Origin of the sequence: Sphingomonas sp. NPDC019816 (assembly GCF_050274375.1) — a bacterium.
GTDB lineage: Bacteria > Pseudomonadota > Alphaproteobacteria > Sphingomonadales > Sphingomonadaceae > Sphingomonas.
In genome coordinates this window covers 23,887-42,471 of record NZ_JBNNOB010000016.1, presented here as the reverse complement: position 1 = coordinate 42,471, position 18,585 = coordinate 23,887, and the positions used below count along the sequence as shown (strand labels likewise).

Annotated in this window: 19 protein-coding genes; 9 read left to right on the top strand and 10 right to left on the bottom strand. The window is 53.6% G+C overall.

The genetic code is table 11. The features are described from left to right. Positions 1-401: 401 nt before the first annotated feature. The 9 genes from ACQKJZ_RS04155 (at position 402) to ACQKJZ_RS04115 (ending at position 9,056) form a co-directional block, all read left to right on the top strand. A complete protein-coding gene (locus ACQKJZ_RS04155; protein ID WP_356808641.1) occupies positions 402-563 on the top strand; it encodes a DUF1391 family protein in 162 nt (53 codons plus the stop codon). Positions 564-581: 18 nt separating this feature from the next. Further along, the gene (locus ACQKJZ_RS04150; RefSeq protein ID WP_356808643.1) at positions 582-776 is read left to right on the top strand and encodes a hypothetical protein; all 195 of its coding nucleotides are present in this window, start codon (positions 582-584) and stop codon (positions 774-776) included. 75 nt (positions 777-851) lie between these two features. After that, entirely contained in the window at positions 852-1,157 is a 306-nt protein-coding gene (locus tag ACQKJZ_RS04145) for a hypothetical protein (protein WP_060419475.1), read from the top strand. Positions 1,158-1,675: 518 nt separating this feature from the next. Next, complete coding sequence (locus ACQKJZ_RS04140) at positions 1,676-4,906, top strand: PD-(D/E)XK nuclease-like domain-containing protein (protein ID WP_403017535.1); 3,231 nt, start codon at positions 1,676-1,678, stop codon at positions 4,904-4,906. A gap of 11 nt (positions 4,907-4,917) precedes the next feature. Beyond that, a complete protein-coding gene (locus tag ACQKJZ_RS04135) occupies positions 4,918-6,036 on the top strand; it encodes a recombinase RecT (RefSeq protein WP_356808668.1) in 1,119 nt (372 codons plus the stop codon). Next, complete coding sequence (locus tag ACQKJZ_RS04130) at positions 6,030-6,215, top strand: hypothetical protein (RefSeq protein ID WP_047730591.1); 186 nt, start codon at positions 6,030-6,032, stop codon at positions 6,213-6,215. The genes ACQKJZ_RS04135 and ACQKJZ_RS04130 overlap by 7 nt, the downstream gene beginning before the upstream one ends. A gap of 63 nt (positions 6,216-6,278) precedes the next feature. Beyond that, the gene (gene xisR / locus ACQKJZ_RS04125; RefSeq protein WP_047730590.1) at positions 6,279-6,491 is read left to right on the top strand and encodes an excisionase family protein; all 213 of its coding nucleotides are present in this window, start codon (positions 6,279-6,281) and stop codon (positions 6,489-6,491) included. Then, positions 6,491-7,747 carry an Arm DNA-binding domain-containing protein gene (locus ACQKJZ_RS04120; RefSeq protein ID WP_351714021.1) on the top strand — a complete coding sequence of 419 codons (1,257 nt, stop codon included), beginning with the start codon at positions 6,491-6,493 and terminating at the stop codon, positions 7,745-7,747. Before xisR ends, ACQKJZ_RS04120 begins: the two co-directional genes overlap by 1 nt. A 388-nt stretch (positions 7,748-8,135) precedes the next feature. Then, positions 8,136-9,056 (top strand): GNAT family N-acetyltransferase, encoded by a 921-nt coding sequence (locus tag ACQKJZ_RS04115; RefSeq protein ID WP_047730626.1) that lies wholly within the window; start codon positions 8,136-8,138, stop codon positions 9,054-9,056. Between the two features lie 30 nt (positions 9,057-9,086). Here the strand turns inward: ACQKJZ_RS04115 and ACQKJZ_RS04110 are convergent, their stop codons facing one another. The 10 genes from ACQKJZ_RS04110 to ACQKJZ_RS04065 are packed head-to-tail and all read right to left on the bottom strand — an operon-like array spanning position 9,087 to position 18,550. Beyond that, the gene (locus ACQKJZ_RS04110) at positions 9,087-9,638 is read right to left on the bottom strand and encodes a tail fiber assembly protein (RefSeq protein ID WP_356808613.1); all 552 of its coding nucleotides are present in this window, start codon (positions 9,636-9,638) and stop codon (positions 9,087-9,089) included. Positions 9,639-9,640: 2 nt separating this feature from the next. Next, positions 9,641-11,638, bottom strand: a complete 1,998-nt coding sequence (locus ACQKJZ_RS04105; protein WP_356808615.1) for a hypothetical protein — start codon at positions 11,636-11,638, stop codon at positions 9,641-9,643. Then, positions 11,635-12,261, bottom strand: a complete 627-nt coding sequence (locus ACQKJZ_RS04100; RefSeq protein ID WP_048321463.1) for a hypothetical protein — start codon at positions 12,259-12,261, stop codon at positions 11,635-11,637. Before ACQKJZ_RS04100 ends, ACQKJZ_RS04105 begins: the two co-directional genes overlap by 4 nt. Next, on the bottom strand, positions 12,245-13,471 hold the full coding sequence (locus ACQKJZ_RS04095) for a baseplate J/gp47 family protein (RefSeq protein ID WP_403017576.1): 1,227 nt from the start codon (positions 13,469-13,471) through the stop codon (positions 12,245-12,247). Before ACQKJZ_RS04095 ends, ACQKJZ_RS04100 begins: the two co-directional genes overlap by 17 nt. Further along, entirely contained in the window at positions 13,468-13,800 is a 333-nt protein-coding gene (locus ACQKJZ_RS04090; protein WP_359573345.1) for a hypothetical protein, read from the bottom strand. Before ACQKJZ_RS04090 ends, ACQKJZ_RS04095 begins: the two co-directional genes overlap by 4 nt. Next, entirely contained in the window at positions 13,797-14,513 is a 717-nt protein-coding gene (locus tag ACQKJZ_RS04085) for a hypothetical protein (RefSeq protein ID WP_351714041.1), read from the bottom strand. Before ACQKJZ_RS04085 ends, ACQKJZ_RS04090 begins: the two co-directional genes overlap by 4 nt. Next, positions 14,510-15,592 carry a hypothetical protein gene (locus tag ACQKJZ_RS04080; RefSeq protein WP_427730056.1) on the bottom strand — a complete coding sequence of 361 codons (1,083 nt, stop codon included), beginning with the start codon at positions 15,590-15,592 and terminating at the stop codon, positions 14,510-14,512. The genes ACQKJZ_RS04085 and ACQKJZ_RS04080 overlap by 4 nt, the downstream gene beginning before the upstream one ends. After that, positions 15,553-15,828, bottom strand: coding sequence for a hypothetical protein (locus tag ACQKJZ_RS04075; RefSeq protein WP_048321459.1), 276 nt, complete (start codon positions 15,826-15,828; stop codon positions 15,553-15,555). The genes ACQKJZ_RS04080 and ACQKJZ_RS04075 overlap by 40 nt, the downstream gene beginning before the upstream one ends. Further along, positions 15,825-16,541, bottom strand: a complete 717-nt coding sequence (locus ACQKJZ_RS04070) for a hypothetical protein (RefSeq protein ID WP_049235275.1) — start codon at positions 16,539-16,541, stop codon at positions 15,825-15,827. Before ACQKJZ_RS04070 ends, ACQKJZ_RS04075 begins: the two co-directional genes overlap by 4 nt. Then, entirely contained in the window at positions 16,541-18,550 is a 2,010-nt protein-coding gene (locus tag ACQKJZ_RS04065; RefSeq protein ID WP_403017571.1) for a hypothetical protein, read from the bottom strand. Before ACQKJZ_RS04065 ends, ACQKJZ_RS04070 begins: the two co-directional genes overlap by 1 nt. Between the last annotated feature and the right edge of the window lie 35 nt (positions 18,551-18,585).

The window sequence follows — 18,585 nt, the reverse complement described above, 5'->3', positions numbered from 1 at the left end:
AAAAAGATGCTGGATCTCTTCAATCAGTTGCCAGAAGCAGAGCAAGAGCGAATGATCGACCTCTTCCAATTACGCCTGAAAGAACTTGATGATTATGTAGAGAAATACTTGCGCGGTAGATATAAACCTATCAACGAGTAACGGCAGCATTGCCCCACCCAGCTCCTCATAACCGGCCATTGAGCCGGTTTTTTTACGCCCATCTCACCCTCAATCCGCAAAAAAGCTCCCTCTGAAAAACAACAAACACATTTCGTGTTGACACAAAAACACGAATAGAGTTTAATCTAAACACAACGCAGCAACAGTCATCGAGACATGCGCGCAGCAGGTACAACGTTCTGACAGCCGGAAAGACGGCGAGCATAACCAATGACCAACCACAGAGCAGGAAGAACACGATGGAAAACAAAACTATCGATCAGGGCAACAACGAGACAGTAAAAACTGGTGTTTTCCCTAACTGCAACGGCACTTTTACCGCGATGACGTTCACAAAGAGCCGGGATTTTAAAACCGCATCAGGCGCGCAACGCTGGTTAGCTCGTCAGATGGCCGACTAACAGCAGAGGGGCAAGGCAATGAGCAAGATCGTCCCAAACAGCGGTAAGGCTGTCAGCCTCCGTAACTCGCGCACCGGGGCGCCGTGGGTAGCATCATTCGATTACATCCGCGGCCGCTACCGGTTCGAACCTGTCGGCAACCTTCGGGCCATCAAGCGCCCTTTTGAATCCCTGCGGATCCCGCCGGAATTCGAGCCAGCTGGCACGAACTGATATTTAAATTAGCAACACCCTATCGGCTGAATTAATCAGTCGCGGGATCTCATTACCTAAAAACGGAGCATAGCCATGATCAAATCAATCGAAATCAAATTAAACCTGCTGCACAAAACCGTAGTGGAAATTATGACTAACGGCGAAACCATCGGTTATATCGTCAATACCGATAATAAAGAAAAGCCGCACTCTCTCGTGAATTCAAAAGGTGCCAACGTAGGTGATTATGATTGCCCTAAATGTGCCATTGATGCCGCAGCACGCCTTCATCTTGGAGTGAGTGATGATGTGCCTTCTGAGTTCGAAATAAAGGGGCGTCCATCGCCTAAAAAGCTGCTACTGCTTGCCCTGCTGGCCATGCTCGCAAGCGATGATTGATTACTGTGTGTAGCCTTCCCCGCCGTTGCTGGCGGGGCTTTTTAGAATATTGAAATGCGTCAAGCGTTTCCCTTCCGGGGCGTCAACTCGCAGGGCGCATTTCAATATCAATCACCACGAGAGGTTATTTATGGAAAAGTTATTTTCCCCTGTCGCGGCACGAAAGGCACAGGTGGAATATTGCAACAATAAACACGTTCCACATTTCGCGCCAAACGATGGGATCTGTTTTCGCTGCAAAAAAGATATTTACCAGCAACACGGATTGCGTGGGTATGAAACCGGTATTTCGCTCGACGAAGCAAAAAACACTCATGTTATTTACTGCCCACACTGCAACCGCAGTTACTGCGATTAGAAAGTAAAAAGGCCCGCACAAGGCGGGCCAGTCTACCGGCTTTACGTCCCGGTGACGGGTTACCGGGGAACCACCCCCAATAACCGGAGCATAACCAATGACCAACCGAGGCAGATCACTGATCGGCTGGCATTGTACCTAAACCTAGGAGAACTTCACAATGCAAAATGTTGCAGCCTATCTTTACAGGGCAAAACAGAAATCTGGGAAAAACCATCTTTTTACGTACTTTGAGGCGAAGTCTGACGATCACGCGGAGACAAAGCGTGATTTTCTCTTCATGGAAGCTGGCCACTCAAAGGCCGACTACTTCGCGCCGGTGCGCATCGATTTTCCAGTCGTTGACGAGCTGCCCGCAGAGGGCGAGTTCAGCGAAACATTCTGGCTTACCTGGGCGCTGGACAGCGACGCCAGCAAAACCTGTGTGCCGCGCGACACGCTCGATCCATCCGTGGCATTCCCGAAGCTGTACCCCTACATGACAAAACCTGCAGGTGGTGCAGGAGCAGCAGAAAACGGCAGGAGCACCGAAAAAACGCAGGTGGTGCAGGAGCAGCAGAAACCTGCAGGTGAATACTTCGCGTCGAGCCTCGACAAGCACACCGTAATCGCCGCGGCATGGCTGTACGGCAATAACTGCCTGAAGCTGAACGATGAGCAATTAGCCGCGGCCAAGGCGCTCGTGATGGACGATGCGCAGCGCTACCCGCAAAACGTCATTCTGGCGCTGACCAGCCTCAAGCAATACGCAACCCTTTACCCGGAAATGCCGATCACCGCGATCTCGGGCATGAAAGCCATCTGGCCACCGTTCGGCAAAGTGCCGGAGCTGGGAAAGCTGTGCCAATTCGCCACCGAATACCTCGACGCTACGGTAGAACAGCGCGCGGGCGTTATCTCGAAGTGGCAAACCTCAGCGGCTGGCGGCACCAAACCAGCCGAAACCGCGCCTGAGGGGCCATTGCGCACCGAATCCGGAGCGATCCTCACAAACGGCGCCGAGCCGGCAACCGGCACGCCGATCGACTCCCTGCAGATGCTGGAAACCGTAATCGGCTGCGCGCTGTATCCGTCTGATTTCGACATTTCCAACCCGCCCGGCGCCATTATCCGCGCGGTCACTGAGATGAAAAAGCGCAACGATGCGGCGCTGAAAGCCTGGAATGAGCAGCTCAGCGCCACGCCAGGCGTTTTGCAGTTCTCCCGACAGGCGATTGTTGCACTAATCCGCGGGGCCGAAGAAAACCTGCACGTTACCCCCGGTGCGCTGCGCAGCTATATCAACGCCAATCTGATCGAGGTCGACGCTAAACCGGCGCAACAAAACACAGAGACCGTGCAACAAACTGGCGCCGAAGCGCAACAAGCGGCCTCAAATGCGGGTGAAAAAGATGAAGTGGTCGCAGAGTTCGAGACAGAACGCTGCGCATGGCTGCGGGCTGAAATACGTGCGGCGCTGGCCGGAACGACTGGTGTTATGGATGAAAGCGACGTTGCCGAGTTGACCGCGGCCGTCGGCGAAGGCATATCACACAGCTACATCGCTCGGCTGCTGGCCAAAGAGATCGAGACATGCGACCCATTCAAACAGCTGATCGCGGATGAGGTTCACCACCTTACCTGCGATGTGTTGGAAAACTGGCAGGATAAAAAGGAGCCGCGTGTCGCATTTATCGATTCCCGTGTTGAGTTTTATTTGCAGGAAGCACGCCGGGCAGCAGAGCAAAAATGTCAGGAAATGGCCGCAGCCAGCGGCGCGCAGCAGCAGGAAAACCCAGAGCCCGCGCAGGTTGACGCCTCAAATGAGGGCGTAAAAACGGAAGTCGCGCAGCAGCAACCCGGAGAGCTCCGCAGCATGGGTGGTGGCTTCTTCGACGTTTCCACATTGTTTAATGAGTCACCACTGGCCAAGGTCGACGCCGCGGGCGCCACAACCGGCGACGATGTTCGCGAATTCCTAGATTCGTCAACGGAAATGGCCGGAGTGTCAGGCGAAACGGCGGAATTGTCAGGTGAGAACGCCGATACCGCAGCGCCAGTCGAAGTACAGAACGAGGCTGCCGCGGCAATCGTCGACGCACCGCGCCGGGAAGAACCGGCAGCCCCGGCATACTTCGAGCCAGGGCGCTATCTGGATATTCCGAACGAGGTCTACCACAGCGCCAACGGCATCAGCAGCACGATGGCAAAGGACGCGCGGATCAGCCTGATGTATTACCACGGCCGCCACGTTATCAAAACCATCCAGCGCGAGCGCACCGATCCGATGACGTTCGGCTCGTTGGTTCACGCGCTGGCGCTAGAACCTGAAAAGCTGGACGAGGAATTCAGCGTTGAGCCTGTGATCCCCGAGGGGGCATTCACAGATACAGCATCGATGCGCGCATTTATCGAACAGCACAACGCCACCCTGCCGAAACAGACCGACGCCGATACGCTGCGCGCCGTGATCGAGAAGCATAACGCCACCCTGCCGACGCCGTATGCGCTAGGCGGAAACGCTGACGAAATCGGCCAGTTCTACATGCTGCTGCCGCCGAAATTTCAGAGCATCCCAGAGGAGGCAAAAATCACCGCCACGGCGATGAAAGCCTGCATCAAAGAGTACAACGCCACCCTGCCGGCGCCGTTGAAAACCACCGGCAGCCGCGACGCACTGCTGGAACAGTTGGCGACCATCGATCCGGAGTTTGTCGAGAAAGAGCGCGCGATTCCGGCGCCGTTGCCGGTCAGCGGCAGCAAAGAGGATATGGCCGCGCGTATCAAAACGATTTTGCCAACTGCGGTATTCGCCGACGAAGTGATCAGCGCCTGGAAAAATAGCAACGACCAGCGCCAGCCGATCACGCAGGCGCAGATGAAACACGCCAAGGCAATTCAGCGCGCCCTGTTCACCCACCCATCGGCCGGACAGTTGTTGCAGCACCCACAACGCGCGGTTGAGGTGAGCTATTTCGGCATCGATGAAGAAACCGGCCTCGAACTGCGCGTACGTCCCGATCTTGAGATTGAGGCCGGCGGACTGCGTACCGGCTTTGACCTGAAAACCGTCAGCATGGGTAACGTCAAGCAAAGCGCCCTGCGCGCCCGCCTGCACCGTGAAATCATCGAGCGCGATTACCACCTGAGCGCGGGCATGTATTGCGATGTTGCGGCGCTGGATCAGTTCTTCTGGATTTTCGTCAACAAGGATGAGCACTACCACTGGGTCGCCATCGTGGAGGCCTCCGCTGACTTGCTCGAACTCGGCCGCCTTGAGTACCGCAAAACCCTGCGGGATATCAAACAGGCACAGGATACCGGCGTGTGGCCAGAACCGATCACCGAAGAAATCGTGGACGACATTAACGACTTTGACCAGCGCCGCATGGAAGCGCTGCGCGTAGCCTAAGGAGCATACCAATGAGCAACCAACTTGCACTGATCCAGAAAGACCTGGCAGAACAGCTGGCACCGGCAAAGGAGATTTTGCCGAGCCACGTCAGCTTTGAAAAATTTACCAGCGCCGCCGCCGTGGCGCTGGCCAATAACAAAGACCTGTATGGCGCCGACCGCCAGAGCGTGATTAACGCCCTGTCATCTTGTGCTAAAGACGGGCTGATCCCTGATGGGCGCGAGGCGGCCCTTGTCGTTTACAAATCGAAAAACGCCGATGGTCAGTGGATCCCTCGAGCGCAGTATTTGCCGATGATCGATGGCGTGATGAAACGCGCACGTCAGTCAGGCGAGGTTTCTATCATCGCAGCCCGCGCGCTGTACGCTAACGATAAATTCCGGGTGTGGATGGATGAGGACGGCGAACATGTTTTCTACGAACCCAATCTGCTCGACCGCGGGGATATGATCGGCGCGTTCGCTTACGCCAAGATGCGCAGCGGCGAACTGCAATTTGAAGTGATGAACCTGCAGGACATTGAGAAGGTTCGCGCGGCGAGCAAGAACAGCGACAGCGGCCCGTGGGTTAACTGGTTCGAGTCTATGTCCAGAAAATCCGTCATGCACCGTCTGTGCCGGCGGCTGCCGAATAACTCCGAGATCATGGAAATGCTCGAGCGCGGGCAAGAGATGGTTTGGCATAAAGAGAAAGACGTCACGCCGGACACCCGCGTAAGCGCCGGCCAGCTGATCGAGGCGGCTGATAAGGCGCCGGAGCCAGTTACTGAAAATTCAGAGCCTGAAAAGATTGCTGAGGATATTCGCGGCAGCATCGAGAAGATCACCACCACCGCACAGGCGACGGACCTACGCGCCTCAGTTGAAGAACTGAAAGCGCAGCTGGGGATCACCCTGTACACCGAGCTGAAAAACAAAATCGTGAAGCAGCACCACCGACTGAACGCGATTGCCGGCCTGGGTGCGTCGATCGATACGGCCGGCAAGAACGGCGGCACCACAAGCCAGGAACGGGCAGAGCTAGGCGCCCTTCTGCATCGCTCTGCGCGGTTCCTGAGCGCTGACGAGGTTCAGCGCTATCAGCAGGCGATCGATGACCTGTCGCCGGCGCAGGAGGCGGCATGCTGACACTTATCGGCTTCCTCCTTTTGGTAAGCCCGTGCGGCCACGATGCCTGCGATGCTTTGCCGGTATCAGAGCGGATTTACTCGAGCTTCGACCAGTGCGAACGAATGAAGGAAGCAATCCAATTGCGCCGCCCGCGCGCCGTTCTGTACTGCGACGGCGTTTACAGCACTGAAAAATGATTTTCGAAAATCAAAATAGTAACGGCCAGCACGATAATCTGCTGGCCGATCATGAGGTGAAGTATGCCGCAAGTGATCTTTAATGAAGAGTGGGTTGTTGAAGATAGGCTTAAAGCAAAGACGGGCCTTAGCGATCGACAAATAGAAAAATATCGCCAAGGGTGTTGGATTGAAGGGGTGCATTTCAAGCGGGTTGCATCCAGTGGCCAACGTGCCGTACGCGGAGTCACTTGGTACAACTACCCGGAGATTAATAAGATGGTTCAGGATGCGTGATGGCAAAAGCAAAACTACCAACCGGTGTCGAGATCCGCGGAAAGCGCTTGGCTATCTGGTTCATGTATCGCGGGAAACGCTGTCGCGAATTGCTGAGATCTTGGGAAATCACCCCGGCAAACATCAAGCGCGCTTCCATGATGCGGGCAGTCATCCAGAGTGAGATCCAACTGGGGCAGTTTGATTATGCCTCACGGTTCCCAACGTCTAAGCGTGCGGCAGAAGCCACCATCGCTTCCGGGCCAGTTCGCAAGGTCGAGACATTCGGCCAGTTAGTGGATGCCTGGCTGGAAAACCGTGAACCAGAATTGGCTCGTAATACGATGAAAAAAGCCCAGTCACAAATGAAAACCATAAAATTCATTGTGGGACCAGATCGGGCGCTGGCTGACATCAACCACAACGACATTCTCGGTTTTAGAAATGCGCTCCTGCATGGGCGAACCTTTTACCAGGAAAGCCTGCGCAGCAACAAGGACGGCCGCACCGTGCGCACGGTAAACGATTATGTTGGTGCACTCTGTACCGTTTTACGTTTTGCCTACCGTTCGGGCTTTATCCGCGACAAACCCTATGAGGAGGTTCGAAAATTGAAGCGATCGAACACGAAACCGGATCCGCTTCTCCGTGATGAGTACGATCAGTTGGTAATGGCGTTGGATGGCCAGCGCCGTTTTATGTGGACAATCGCCATTTTTACCGGGCTGCGCCACGGCGAGCTTGCCGCCCTTGCATGGGAGGATATCGACCTGGACAAAGGTGAATTACGGGTGAGCAGAAATTTAACGTCCCTGGGCGAATTCGGGCCGCCAAAAACGCAGGCAGGTTTTCGCACGGTAACGCTACTCGCGCCGGCGGTGGAGGCACTACGCGCGCAGCGGCTGCTTACCGGTCTGCATCGGCCAACCGAGATCACGTATCATCACCGCGAATACGGCAGCACCGAACGCCAACGCCTGCGCTTTGTGTTCGTCCCGCGCCCATCCAAAGGCGAACAGCGGCCGCACTATGGCCTGTCGTCGATAGGCGCTCGCTGGAATTCCGCTGTGAAGCGCGCAGGTATTCGACCACGTAATCCGTACCAGACGCGCCACACGTTCGCCTGCTGGCTTTTGACGGCCGGAGCGAACCCGTCATTTATCGCGGCGCAGATGGGACACGAAAACGCGCAGATGGTTTACGAGATCTACGGAAAATGGATTGAACAGATGAACGGCGATCAGGTGGCAATGCTCAATGACAGGCTGGCTATTTAATGCTCTTTGCCCCTATAATGCCCCTTTCTGGAGTATCGAAAAAATAAAATGACTGAGAATCAACAAGATAACAAGCGTTTGCAATACAACCTGAATGTAAGCCATCAATAATCACAACTCTCTGAATTGCAATATTTTATTTTTATAACAAGAAGTTGCGAAACCCACGTAAGCACACTGAGGTACCCCAAGCTACAAATTTAATGCCCTTTTTTTGCCCTTTTTATCATGTTTTGCCCCTAATTTGCCCCTCAACCTTACTCAAATTAAATGACCGGTCATCGTAATATTGGTCGTTTCCAAGCGGCCACGTCGAACAATAGCACTTCAAAAATCAAGGCCATTTAGCATATAATGGCGCAGTATAATATAGGAAACTAACTAAATTATGATACGGAAATTTATTTCTTATGCGACTGGTTGGCGCATAGGCACAGCAGAAGAATATAGAAAATGTTATAGCCTTTATGGCGGTAGTTTTGTTACTCACCCTGACGTTTTATCCTTTATGCAACGTCAACTTAACTTACGCCATAAATACTACATCAAACGAGATTCCAATGGCTCACTGCTCGGCGGCATGTGTACCAATGGAAGAAAAGAGATCGCTATCGTCGGACGCCAGTCGAAAAAAATCGGGATTGATATGTTCCCGTTTAACAAAGACGAAATGATTTTACCAATTAGCAGCAGTGTTAAAACAGTGATCCCTTATCGCTCTAAAATCCTGTCATCCTTAAACGGCCGTTCAACATTGAACTCTACGTTTTCGCTTAATAGTCAGCGTGAAATTTGCCTGGCTAAAACCTGCGGCAAGGGTGGATATTCATCATCAACAAAAAACAGTCGAAACCGCGAGCTAAAAAAATTCCTGAATTCAGGTGGTGAAGTAGTAGACCAGGCGTTATTAACCCCCGTTCAAATTGTAGATATTTACTTTGAACTGTATGCCAAGCGTTGGGGGCATGAACCCGGAAACAAGCGTCAAATGATGGAAATGATAACGTCTCTGCGTGAAATGATCTTCGGTTTTGTGCTGTTCTATAACGGCAAACCATGTGCTTTTCAATTAATTACTCGCGCAGACAGTCCAGAATGGATCTGCTTTGATTATGTGAATGGTGGATATGACCGCGAACATAATGGTTTTTGCCCTGGGACGATTGTCACCTGGTTAAACGTTCGGGCCGCATACGAGTTATGCGAACGGGAAGGAAAGGAGATGCGCTATTCCTTCGGCAAGCCGACGGAGGCGTATAAAGATAGGTGGTGTGAGCGCGCGCCGCTGGGGCGCACGCTGTCGATTTAAACTAATGAGCCGGGTAATCCCCGGCTTTTATCATTGTGTCTCTGGCTCCGCTGGCCACACGATTTTTTCAGGGTCTGCGTCATCGCTGATCTTCTCGATTTCATTAACGTAGTCCATCCATACACGCAATTTGGCCTTCTCTTCATCGGTAGCCATACCCAATAGCAACTTACTATTGAGGGTTTGCGTAACCTGGTTAACACGCGCAATACGACGCTCTTTCTCCCCCTGTACCATCTTGCGCTTTTCAGCAGGGCTGTAGATGCGCTTAATCACCCTTCCGCCACGATATACCCATGTCATATCGTTGCACGCTTCAGGAGGAGCTTCGCTAATCGCCACCTCTGCTACTGAGAAACCAGGAGGGAAAATTGCTGTGACGTCTTTAGATATGCAGACGATAACGCCATTCTCGTCATACATGACCTTCAGCGTGTCAGAACTAAAATCATCCTGACAATCGTACCAGTCTCGCCCATTTTCATCTCTGGCGTAAAGAATATCAGGCCTATATTCTGGCTCGTCCTCTTCGGTGGATTTAAACTCAGGTTTGTAAATAGTGAAATTTTCAAATTTAACCATGATTAAGAAGTTCCTATATTTCGCCAAGAACCATTAATTAAAACTTGCACATAAGAATATGACGCCCAAATTGAAGGGTCATAGTTGGCCCCAGACATACCAGTAAACACGCAACCGTCAGGAGCTCTAACTTGCCCCCCAGTATCAGGCTGGTTAATTCGTCCAGTGAGCCTGACGTTTTGGACAAGATTTTGATAAGCCCAGTTTTGAGCGTTATTTTGCGCATTTGATATATTTTGATTCAGCCAGTTACTAAGATACCCACCCCAGATATTACCGGTAATATTACCGTCGACATGAAAAATAGCATTATTTGCATAAACTCCGCCTGGACAATAAAAGTTCCCGCCATTTGCGTCAAATCGCCAATTTACATCTGTATTATCGCCCTTTGCATGGATGCAGGCTTGTGCAAAGCTTGGCGTACCACTGAGCAAATATCCAAAACTCACTGCAGTTGGATAGCCTTGCCCTTGTCGAGTTGACACCCCTTTAACTATTGGCACATAAACACCGCCTGATGTTACAGGCCACTGCCAATTAGGCTGAAAGAATGGCGCCTGATTGTTCAATTGTTCGGAAAAAGGCCCAGCCCCCCACGGTATGGCCCCTGGAGTTGTGGCAACAGAGGGGGCAATTAATTGGCCCGTCATGGTGTCGCCAGCCTTAGCAACAGCCCCCACATCAGCAGCCGTTGGTTTATAATCCGTTGTGTAGACACGATTCCAACCACTAAAGGTGCCATTAACATTAATAGCAGTACGAAGCCCCGCTTTGCCGCCCGCCTCATGCGTAATTTGCAGGTAATGTAGAAACTTCTGGTTGCCTGGTGTCGTCGATAAATCGCTGCTGTTCGTCGTACAAATGAGTGAACCCCATGTCGTGCCAGCCCAAGAACTATTCTCAACGCTCCACACACCGGCAGAGGTAGGCGCATTATTGCCTGTCAAAACACGGGAAACGCCCATCCGGGCGGCGAAGTTGTTACGCACATCGGCGGCATTAATGCCGGCTGCGGTCGGCGGATTTTTGGCGGTAAAGACTTGTGTCCACAATACCCCATTTGCCGGAGTATTCGACCAACCAATATAGGCGATACCATTGGCTTGTATCGCCAGGTAGCTACCCGATGGTCCGCCGTCACATGGCAAACTGACCACACCATACACGCCGTTCCCAGGGGAACTCACCGAAGTGCCATTCACACGATAAAACTGCGCTATGTTGCTGTAGGCATCATCCTTATGCTGCGGCCCCATTCCCAGTCCATACAACGGCAATGCGACATTCCCCCCAGCATCCGGCCCAATGGCGTTGACTGACCGGACGGATCCAACATCCGTTGTTGGGTTAAGAACGATGAATCGCCCCTGATCCGCATTGAATACTGCCAGGAAAGGATTTTTGGCAACGATATCCCCCGCGCGTAATGCCGTGTTGCTGCCCTTCACCAACGGGTAGGTTCCCATCACACGGCCGCCCATCGTCAACTGCAACGTGCTGGCACCGGTATTGTTCAGGGTGGGGTAAATCAGGATCGGCGTTTTTAATGCCCATTCCGTCGAGCCATTCAGGAAGAATGTTGCCGGCAGCGCCAGCGTTAACCCGTTCGCCGTACCGCCGGCCACCGCCGACGTGTAATGGCCGCTTTGCAGTTGCTCAATCTGGACGAACTGATTTTCTGAACCGCGTGTCGCAAAGTTGGCGATCACATCGTTCAGGGACCAGCCCTTCGCCGCGGTGCCCTCCTGACCACGCACAACCGTCAGCATATCGTTGTTGACTGCGGTAAGGTGGCAAACTTCGAACACGGTTTCTTTCGCATCCGTGAGCGTAATTTTCGCGTAGACCTTGAGGGGGTTTGAGTCGTTGGCGTAGTCGTAAGTGAGCAGCCCGGCGAACAGCGCGCCCGCGCCTGGCATCACCTGTATTGTGGTCTGGGTCGCCGTAATATCTGCTGCCAACGACGACACGACGTTGTTTCCAAATCCAATAATCATTGTGCAACCACCGTTACAGAGTAGGTATAAACAAAGGGGAGCTTGACCAGAGACTGGCTGATCGCATCTTTCAGGAAATAGCCAACGCCATCGCCATAATCGGGGATCGTGATGGTGAACACGCCGTTATTGACCGTCACGCTGATATCGAAGGTGCTTTGCAACGGCGGATCGATGCCATTCGTGCCATGAATAAATCGCGCAAGGCGGCGCTTGAGCCAGTCGATACAAAAGTGCGAGCCGTCACCTTTATAAAAATTCCAGGTCAGGATCCGTTTAAAATAATCATCGGGTACGTATGACGCCGAACCCGGTACGTAATTTTTAAGGCCGGCATAAGGAATGGCGTTGTACTCGATGGTGTTATAGGCACCGCGGGCGATCGCATCCTCAGATATTTGCAGTAATGGCCGCCCTTCCCCGTAAATGCCAAGCGCGATCCAATCCAGCAACTCCCCCGTGATGGAGGGAGAAGTCCAGCACGGCAAATTAAGCGCATTGAGGTAGTCGAGATATCCCTGCGCCAACGTGTTATAGGCGGTGAAGAACGCGACGATGTTGGGATCGGCGTTATATTGCGTATACGGGTAAGCAGGAATGATTTTCTCAATTAGAGCTTGCATATTGCTTCACCTGTATTTGTGCCGCCGAGGTGGAGAAATAGGCGTAGGTGTCGCCATAAACCAGGCTTGACTCCGGTGCCGGTGGTTTTATTGCGCCGTTGATCCCGATTTGCACCTGGATCATGGACAGCAGCGACGCGGCAACGAGCCCCTCAACCGATTTCAGAAAAATGTCCTGTATCTGGAAAATGTTTATCGGCTGGCCAACGGCGATAGCATTAACGTAATCGGCGATATTCTGCTGCACCGCTTTTGCAACGCCGGCCGGATCGATGTAGGTCGTCGACGCTGAGTTCCAAGTGATCAGCACCACCACGTTTTGCGACGATGGAACCACGAAAGGCACCTGATAGACGTCGGGGTAGACCGTTACCGGTATGGTTTTCTTTTCCACCTCCGCCCCCGATGGATTCGATACATCGTTGGTCAAAATGGAAATATCCGGCACGGCTTTATAAATGGCATAGGCGACTTCATAAGGATCACCGCCACCAACGACGGCCACCCATTTTCCGAGCGTCGCCTGGCGGAACGAAATCAGGTTTTCCTGTACGCCGTTCACTTTTTTCAGCGCGGAACGGTAGCAGTCCGGCGTACCTTGCACACCGAACATCCCTGCCTGCATCACCTGCGCACGATACGACGCGGGGCTTTGTTCGTCCGTCCCCGGCAGACCCGCCGTCAGGTTGGTGCAGGTTACCTGGTACGACTCCGGCACGGAGGTTTTCACCTGGTTAACCGTGCCTGCCGGCACCGCCCATATTCCCGTCGTGGTGGCCAGACAATACACCGGCTCGGTTTGCCCGCTGTCCGGGATCACCGTGTCCCGTCTCACGGTATACAAATAGGTGCCATCCCCAACGGTAAACCCCTTTTGAATACCAAAGCCGGGCGGACCCGAGAATACGACATATACCGAGGTGTTCGTCCCTTCCCCCTGCTGCACGCCGTAGATGGCTCCCAGCTGTTTCAGCAGGTGAACGTTCGAACCGTAAGGGCTGCAAGAATTGATCAGATCAACGCGCGCCTGGTCGCAAACCAGCAGCGCGCCGACGCTGGTGCTGGTCATGTCCTCAATCAATGAACCCGGTAAATCGGTCGTAATCCCAGGTGAAAGCCGCGTCGCCGTTTCTATAACCTGCTGGCGCAACTCTTCCGCCGTTTTGGCGACGGGGCCGGTAATATCATAAATAACGGGTAAATCGCTCATACATACACCTTCGCCACTATTTTCGAGCCCGAGTTGGTGATAACCGAAATGTCGTACACCTGGGGATCAACTTCGGTCAATGCAATCTGAAGAGAAGAAAAATGGCCGCTGAATTGCTGTTGCAGCCGATTCACGTAAAAGGTGGGGATAATCTGCTGGATCACCGAACCGTTGGCGGGAATGCCGTGATTCGCGAAAAAAGGAGACTCCTGCGGCGCCAGCTTGAGGTTTTGCACCAGCGTAGTGAGATAGACGGCATCGTTGAAGCCGTTCGCATCAGTGGCGATCGTGACCCACTTGCCGGATTCGTCTTGCCCATACGTTCTCATTCGGTAATGCTCCCGTCGAAACTCGTTGTCGGGCCGCCGGTGTTTTGCCCACCGTTGCCGTTACTGTGCTGATGGGAATTCACCCAGGTAAGCAACTGCTGCCAGCCCTCATGCATAATGGCCGGGCTGGTGCTGGCCTGCCCATCTGCCAGGGTTCCGCTCTGGCCGGTCAGCGACCATGAGCCATTTGTCAGCGTCAACACGGTACTGCCCACCGTGACCTTGAACTGCTCAGGCGTGGCAATCGTGATGCTCTGAGGAGTCAGCAGGAAAGTCGTCTTGCTGCCGGCATCGCGTATCGTGACGCCTTCCGGGCCATACAACGTGAGCACTTGGCCGTCGACGCTCTCCCATTCCGTGTGACTGATCGGCAAGAACACCAGCGCGCTGAGATTGGCCGGCGGCGTAAGGTCGGCAGTACCGCCGCCCTGTCCGCTGGCACCGCCCAGATACGTATCCGCCGGGATGACGATCCCCCGATCCCCCGGCTGCATGGGATAGCGGATATACTGCGGCCCAAACAACGGGACGGTGACCTGTGGCAACATGAAAGGAATATCGCGCAGCAGGAAGGACACCGTGACCATATTCCCCGCTCGGCTCACCACCGAGGCCGGCAGCACCTTACCGGCCATCTGTATGGCGTCCGCGATTTTTTGTTCGGCGAACCGATGCATGTTTCCGGCGAAACTCTGTTTTTTTTCAATGCTCATGTTGCAGCCATTCCTCCCGTCGGGTGGGCCTCAAGCACCGTCACCCAACTGTTAGCGTCCGGTTGCCGACTGTTGCCAAGGAGCCGCACAGAAGAAACCAGAAAGTCACCGGTAAAGGCGGCATCATCACGGAATTGAGAATAGGAGGAGGCTTGTATCATCGGCCGTAGTTTTTCCGGCATCCGAATATAATCCCCCACCTGAATGTCGCTGCGCATGACGCAGGGAATACTGACCGTGCCAAATTGCACCCACGTTGGTTGACCGACCAAATCGGTAAACGCTATCTGGATTGGATTTTGGTTGCGGTAACTGGCGCTTTTTTTCGAATCCTTGTCGATATGGTTGTCAAAATCATTATCGAAGACGCGGATCTCCTTACCATTCACCACCGTTATTTCTACGCCAGAATATTTATCATCCCTGATGATATTTCTGCTCAGCGATTTTAATTTTGCCGCCAGCTCGGACAAGCTGCCACAAAACATGTTGCTGTCGTAGTTATTCACCAGCCGGTCGCTGATACTTATCGAGTAACGATAATCACCGCCCATGTTCTGGAAACATTGCGTCAAAGCGACAGACAGTTTTATTCCCTTATTCCACGGCAGCGTTAAATTGATCGGTGCCAACGGCGCGGGATTCACCGCAGAGACAGCCCCCGCAGTTACAATCAGGTCAGTCCGTAGCTCGGTGCCCTGCCAGTTCCCCAGCACCTGCCAGACGGTCCCCTCCAATACAAGCCCTTGCTGTGCGGGTTTGGCCAACGGTAACCCCTTCGACATACCCACCCACATTTTTATCGTCATGCCAAACATGTTTTGTCTGGCCTGCTGCATATCTTTCGGGCCGATCCCCCAAATCGTGATGCAGCTTTGCCCTTTGGGTGTAGACTCGCCAAATCGCTGAATATCAAATTCAACCATTAAATTGCCGGGATTAAAAACCCCATTTTTCAGGCTGGAATATTGCTTAAAGAGTTTTCCGGGATTGCCGTCTTTATCAGGTGGGGTAAAAATCTGAATATCGTAATACCGCATCAGTTGATTACCTCTATTTGTCCCGATGATGATCGCCATACCATTTTCGTATTCGTAAATGCCCCGATAAGCAAATTAATGTCATAGCCCACCGGCGAGTCGATCATGGGGGTGGTTAACAAGCGATTTCCTGAGTTGTCAGTAATATTGAGATACCAGCGCTGCGCAGCAATATTCCATTTTGTCTGGCAGTTATACACCTCGCCATCGAGCATCGGCGTAAAAATCATGCTTTTCTGCTCATTACCGGAAAACGGATAAAGTGTTGTGCTCATAAATTAAACGCCCCGCTCAATTTACCGATAAGCCCGGTCACCGCATCCGAAACACTGCTACCCAGGGAGGTATTTCCGAGTGCGGAAACCGTATTGGTCCAGGCGCTTTCCGTGGTTTTATCGCCGTTATCAATCTTGCTCAAATAACTGTTGATCGCCTGTTCAGCACCAGTTTCAGTGATCAGCGGCTGTTCAAAGTCCCACAACCATTGACGCTGCGGCAGCGGATCATTGGAGCCAGTTACATCCCGAACGGTGCGCAGGATGCAGCCGCTATAAATCAGCGACGGCGTGGCCACAACAAACGTGCCGCCAAGGTTGGCGTGCGCCTGCAGGACGGCCTGCAAAGCGCTGAGCGTGACCAGCTTTGTCAGCGCGCCAGTATTATCATTCACTGGCGCATCCATCAGCATGGGAATACGCAGCGGCTGCGCCAGCAGCGCATTCGCTGCGACCGCCTGGTTAGCGAAGGGATAGCGGCCGATATCGTAATCCACCATGCTCGCGCCCTGCGCGGCGCGCCAGTGGCAGAAATATTTATCCAGGTCTGTCAGATTCGCCGCGCCGCCCAGCAGGTTGCTGACATAACTGGCGCTCTGCGTCAGCGCCACGATCGGCAACATCCCGCCAGGGATACTCTGCGCCACACCGTCGCAAAGGATCACCGGGGATATTTCAAACCCCAATTTGTAGAGCTCGCGCGTAAATGCCATTAACCGAATCCTCCGAGTTGCGTGCTCGAGACAATCGCGCTGCCGCCGGTGTTGTTGTATACCACCACGCCGGCGCTGCTGTTTCGCCTCTGGTTATCCAGGATCTGCTGCAATATCTGATCGGTTTTACCCGATGCCTGTTGAGGGGCTGGCGCGGGGAGGTTTTGACGGGTTCCGGGGCGTTCTGCCCCATAAGCGGCCGCATATTGCTCTTTCACGCTGCCGACAGCGCCACCGGCGTTATTGATTATCCGGGTGACTTTTTCCTCACTGAGGCGATTCCCCATTCCTTCCTTGACCGACATTGAAGAAATCAGCTGGGCCAACACTTTCGGATCGTTGAGGTTCAGCTTTTCAAACTCGGAGCGGCCGGTTGCCTTGGTGACATGATCAATATACGCCCGCGTGTTGTTCTCCTTCGGTGGCGCCCATTTGCCGACAATATCGTGGATGTTGTCGACGCCTCTGGTGCCATAAATTTGGAGCTGTTTGGCCGCCGCCAGCACGCCCTCATCAAGCGTGGGGAACACTGCGAATTTTCCGCTCTTGGTGTTCGCCGTTTGATACCCGGCCGCAGCGCGCAGATTGGCCGGGTTATTGAAGCGATCGGCAATGGTCCTGCCCCTGGCGCTCACGTCCGCCGGACGTGCATCGACAGGCTCAACTTTGCCACTGGAGAAAAAGTGTTTGACGCCTTTCAGCCATCCCCAAACATGCGGATCGTCGTCAGTACCCGGCGTGTACGTCTGACCGCTCTGCGGATCCGTCCGCTTTTCGTCACTGAGCATAGAAGAATGAGACTTCACATCGTCCAGCGTGATATCGGTTTTTCCCGTTACCCAGTCAATCACCTTGCCGATCAGCCGCCCTAACCGCTCGACGCCGGTCATGAACGATTCCACGTCGCTTTTAAACTCGGGCGAGGCCAGATAATTACCGAACCGCCGGATGCCGTCTGCCAGCCCATCCAGCCATTTCCCCAACTCTGGGGATTTAAGGACGGTATCCACCGCGCCGGAGAAAGCATCGGAGAGTTTCCCCAGCTCAGGCGTCAGTGGTGCCAATCCACGGATGAAAGTGTTTTCAATGCCGACCTTGCTTCGATCCAGCTGGATGTTGAAATCCTGCCACTGCTTCAACTGCTGGTCCGTCAGTTGCAAGCGCTGAGTATCCTTCTGCGCCTGCTTGGTCATCGCATCGATCTCAGCGTCGCTCATTTTTTTGAAGCGATTGAGATCGTCGAGGGTGAAGTAGTTGGTCAGACCGTAGGCTTCCGCGCCTTGCTGAGTGCTGCCGTTACGCACGAAGATATCGCGCGCGCTTTTTATCATCTGCGGCAACAGGGTCGCCGGATCCTGATTGGGGTTATCAATCCCCATCGCCTTAAACTGCCAGCGCTTGCTCAGGTCCAGTTGGCTATCCCGAATGGCGCCCAACGTGCCGACTGGGTTACCGAGCACCTTCTGGTAGTTCACCGCGCTGGCATTGAGGCCGCCAGCAGTGGTTCCCAGTCCCATCGATGTGAACCGCTGCGCAGCAGCAGAACCCGCCAGGCGGTTGATACCCCACAGCCCACCCGCACCGGCCAGACCAGAAAACAGCCCCAGCACGGCCCCCCATGAAAGCAGGCTCGTCGTGGCGTCCTTCATGTGGCCGGCCAGACTCTTCGCGTCCTTGCTGGCCTTACTCAGGAATTTGCGCGCGCCGCTGCTTTTCTTGTTGAACTCGGACTGCGTTTTATTGGCCTTTTCGAGATTGCCATTCAGGCGGTCGAGCCCCTCGTTAATGGACGCAACGGCGGCGATCCCTTCGTTGAAGGCCTGGGCTATGGCCTCCGTGCTGCCCAGTACCTTTTCCGTCTGCTTGGCTGAATCGCCGATACCCTGCGCTGCGCCTCGCCATTGCTCCGGCAGTTCTTCGAGCGCCTTCTGGTATTCATTGAATTTTTCGAGGAACGCCTGAAATTTCTCGTCCTGAACATCAATTTCAACAACGGATTTAGCTGCCATTGAAATAGCCCTTCTGTCTTATTTCTTCCAGAATG

What these genes read in the sequence shown, in the direction of transcription:
- ACQKJZ_RS04155 (WP_356808641.1), top strand. Translation starts at nt 402, where the DNA reads ATGGAAAACAAAACTATCGATCAGGGCAACAACGAGACAGTAAAAACT.
- ACQKJZ_RS04150 (WP_356808643.1), top strand. Translation starts at nt 582, where the DNA reads ATGAGCAAGATCGTCCCAAACAGCGGTAAGGCTGTCAGCCTCCGTAAC.
- ACQKJZ_RS04145 (WP_060419475.1), top strand. Translation starts at nt 852, where the DNA reads ATGATCAAATCAATCGAAATCAAATTAAACCTGCTGCACAAAACCGTA.
- ACQKJZ_RS04140 (WP_403017535.1), top strand. Translation starts at nt 1,676, where the DNA reads ATGCAAAATGTTGCAGCCTATCTTTACAGGGCAAAACAGAAATCTGGG.
- ACQKJZ_RS04135 (WP_356808668.1), top strand. Translation starts at nt 4,918, where the DNA reads ATGAGCAACCAACTTGCACTGATCCAGAAAGACCTGGCAGAACAGCTG.
- ACQKJZ_RS04130 (WP_047730591.1), top strand. Translation starts at nt 6,030, where the DNA reads ATGCTGACACTTATCGGCTTCCTCCTTTTGGTAAGCCCGTGCGGCCAC.
- xisR (WP_047730590.1), top strand. Translation starts at nt 6,279, where the DNA reads ATGCCGCAAGTGATCTTTAATGAAGAGTGGGTTGTTGAAGATAGGCTT.
- ACQKJZ_RS04120 (WP_351714021.1), top strand. Translation starts at nt 6,491, where the DNA reads ATGGCAAAAGCAAAACTACCAACCGGTGTCGAGATCCGCGGAAAGCGC.
- ACQKJZ_RS04115 (WP_047730626.1), top strand. Translation starts at nt 8,136, where the DNA reads ATGATACGGAAATTTATTTCTTATGCGACTGGTTGGCGCATAGGCACA.
- ACQKJZ_RS04110 (WP_356808613.1), bottom strand. Translation starts at nt 9,638, where the DNA reads ATGGTTAAATTTGAAAATTTCACTATTTACAAACCTGAGTTTAAATCC.
- ACQKJZ_RS04105 (WP_356808615.1), bottom strand. Translation starts at nt 11,638, where the DNA reads ATGATTATTGGATTTGGAAACAACGTCGTGTCGTCGTTGGCAGCAGAT.
- ACQKJZ_RS04100 (WP_048321463.1), bottom strand. Translation starts at nt 12,261, where the DNA reads ATGCAAGCTCTAATTGAGAAAATCATTCCTGCTTACCCGTATACGCAA.
- ACQKJZ_RS04095 (WP_403017576.1), bottom strand. Translation starts at nt 13,471, where the DNA reads ATGAGCGATTTACCCGTTATTTATGATATTACCGGCCCCGTCGCCAAA.
- ACQKJZ_RS04090 (WP_359573345.1), bottom strand. Translation starts at nt 13,800, where the DNA reads ATGAGAACGTATGGGCAAGACGAATCCGGCAAGTGGGTCACGATCGCC.
- ACQKJZ_RS04085 (WP_351714041.1), bottom strand. Translation starts at nt 14,513, where the DNA reads ATGAGCATTGAAAAAAAACAGAGTTTCGCCGGAAACATGCATCGGTTC.
- ACQKJZ_RS04080 (WP_427730056.1), bottom strand. Translation starts at nt 15,592, where the DNA reads ATGGCGATCATCATCGGGACAAATAGAGGTAATCAACTGATGCGGTAT.
- ACQKJZ_RS04075 (WP_048321459.1), bottom strand. Translation starts at nt 15,828, where the DNA reads ATGAGCACAACACTTTATCCGTTTTCCGGTAATGAGCAGAAAAGCATG.
- ACQKJZ_RS04070 (WP_049235275.1), bottom strand. Translation starts at nt 16,541, where the DNA reads ATGGCATTTACGCGCGAGCTCTACAAATTGGGGTTTGAAATATCCCCG.
- ACQKJZ_RS04065 (WP_403017571.1), bottom strand. Translation starts at nt 18,550, where the DNA reads ATGGCAGCTAAATCCGTTGTTGAAATTGATGTTCAGGACGAGAAATTT.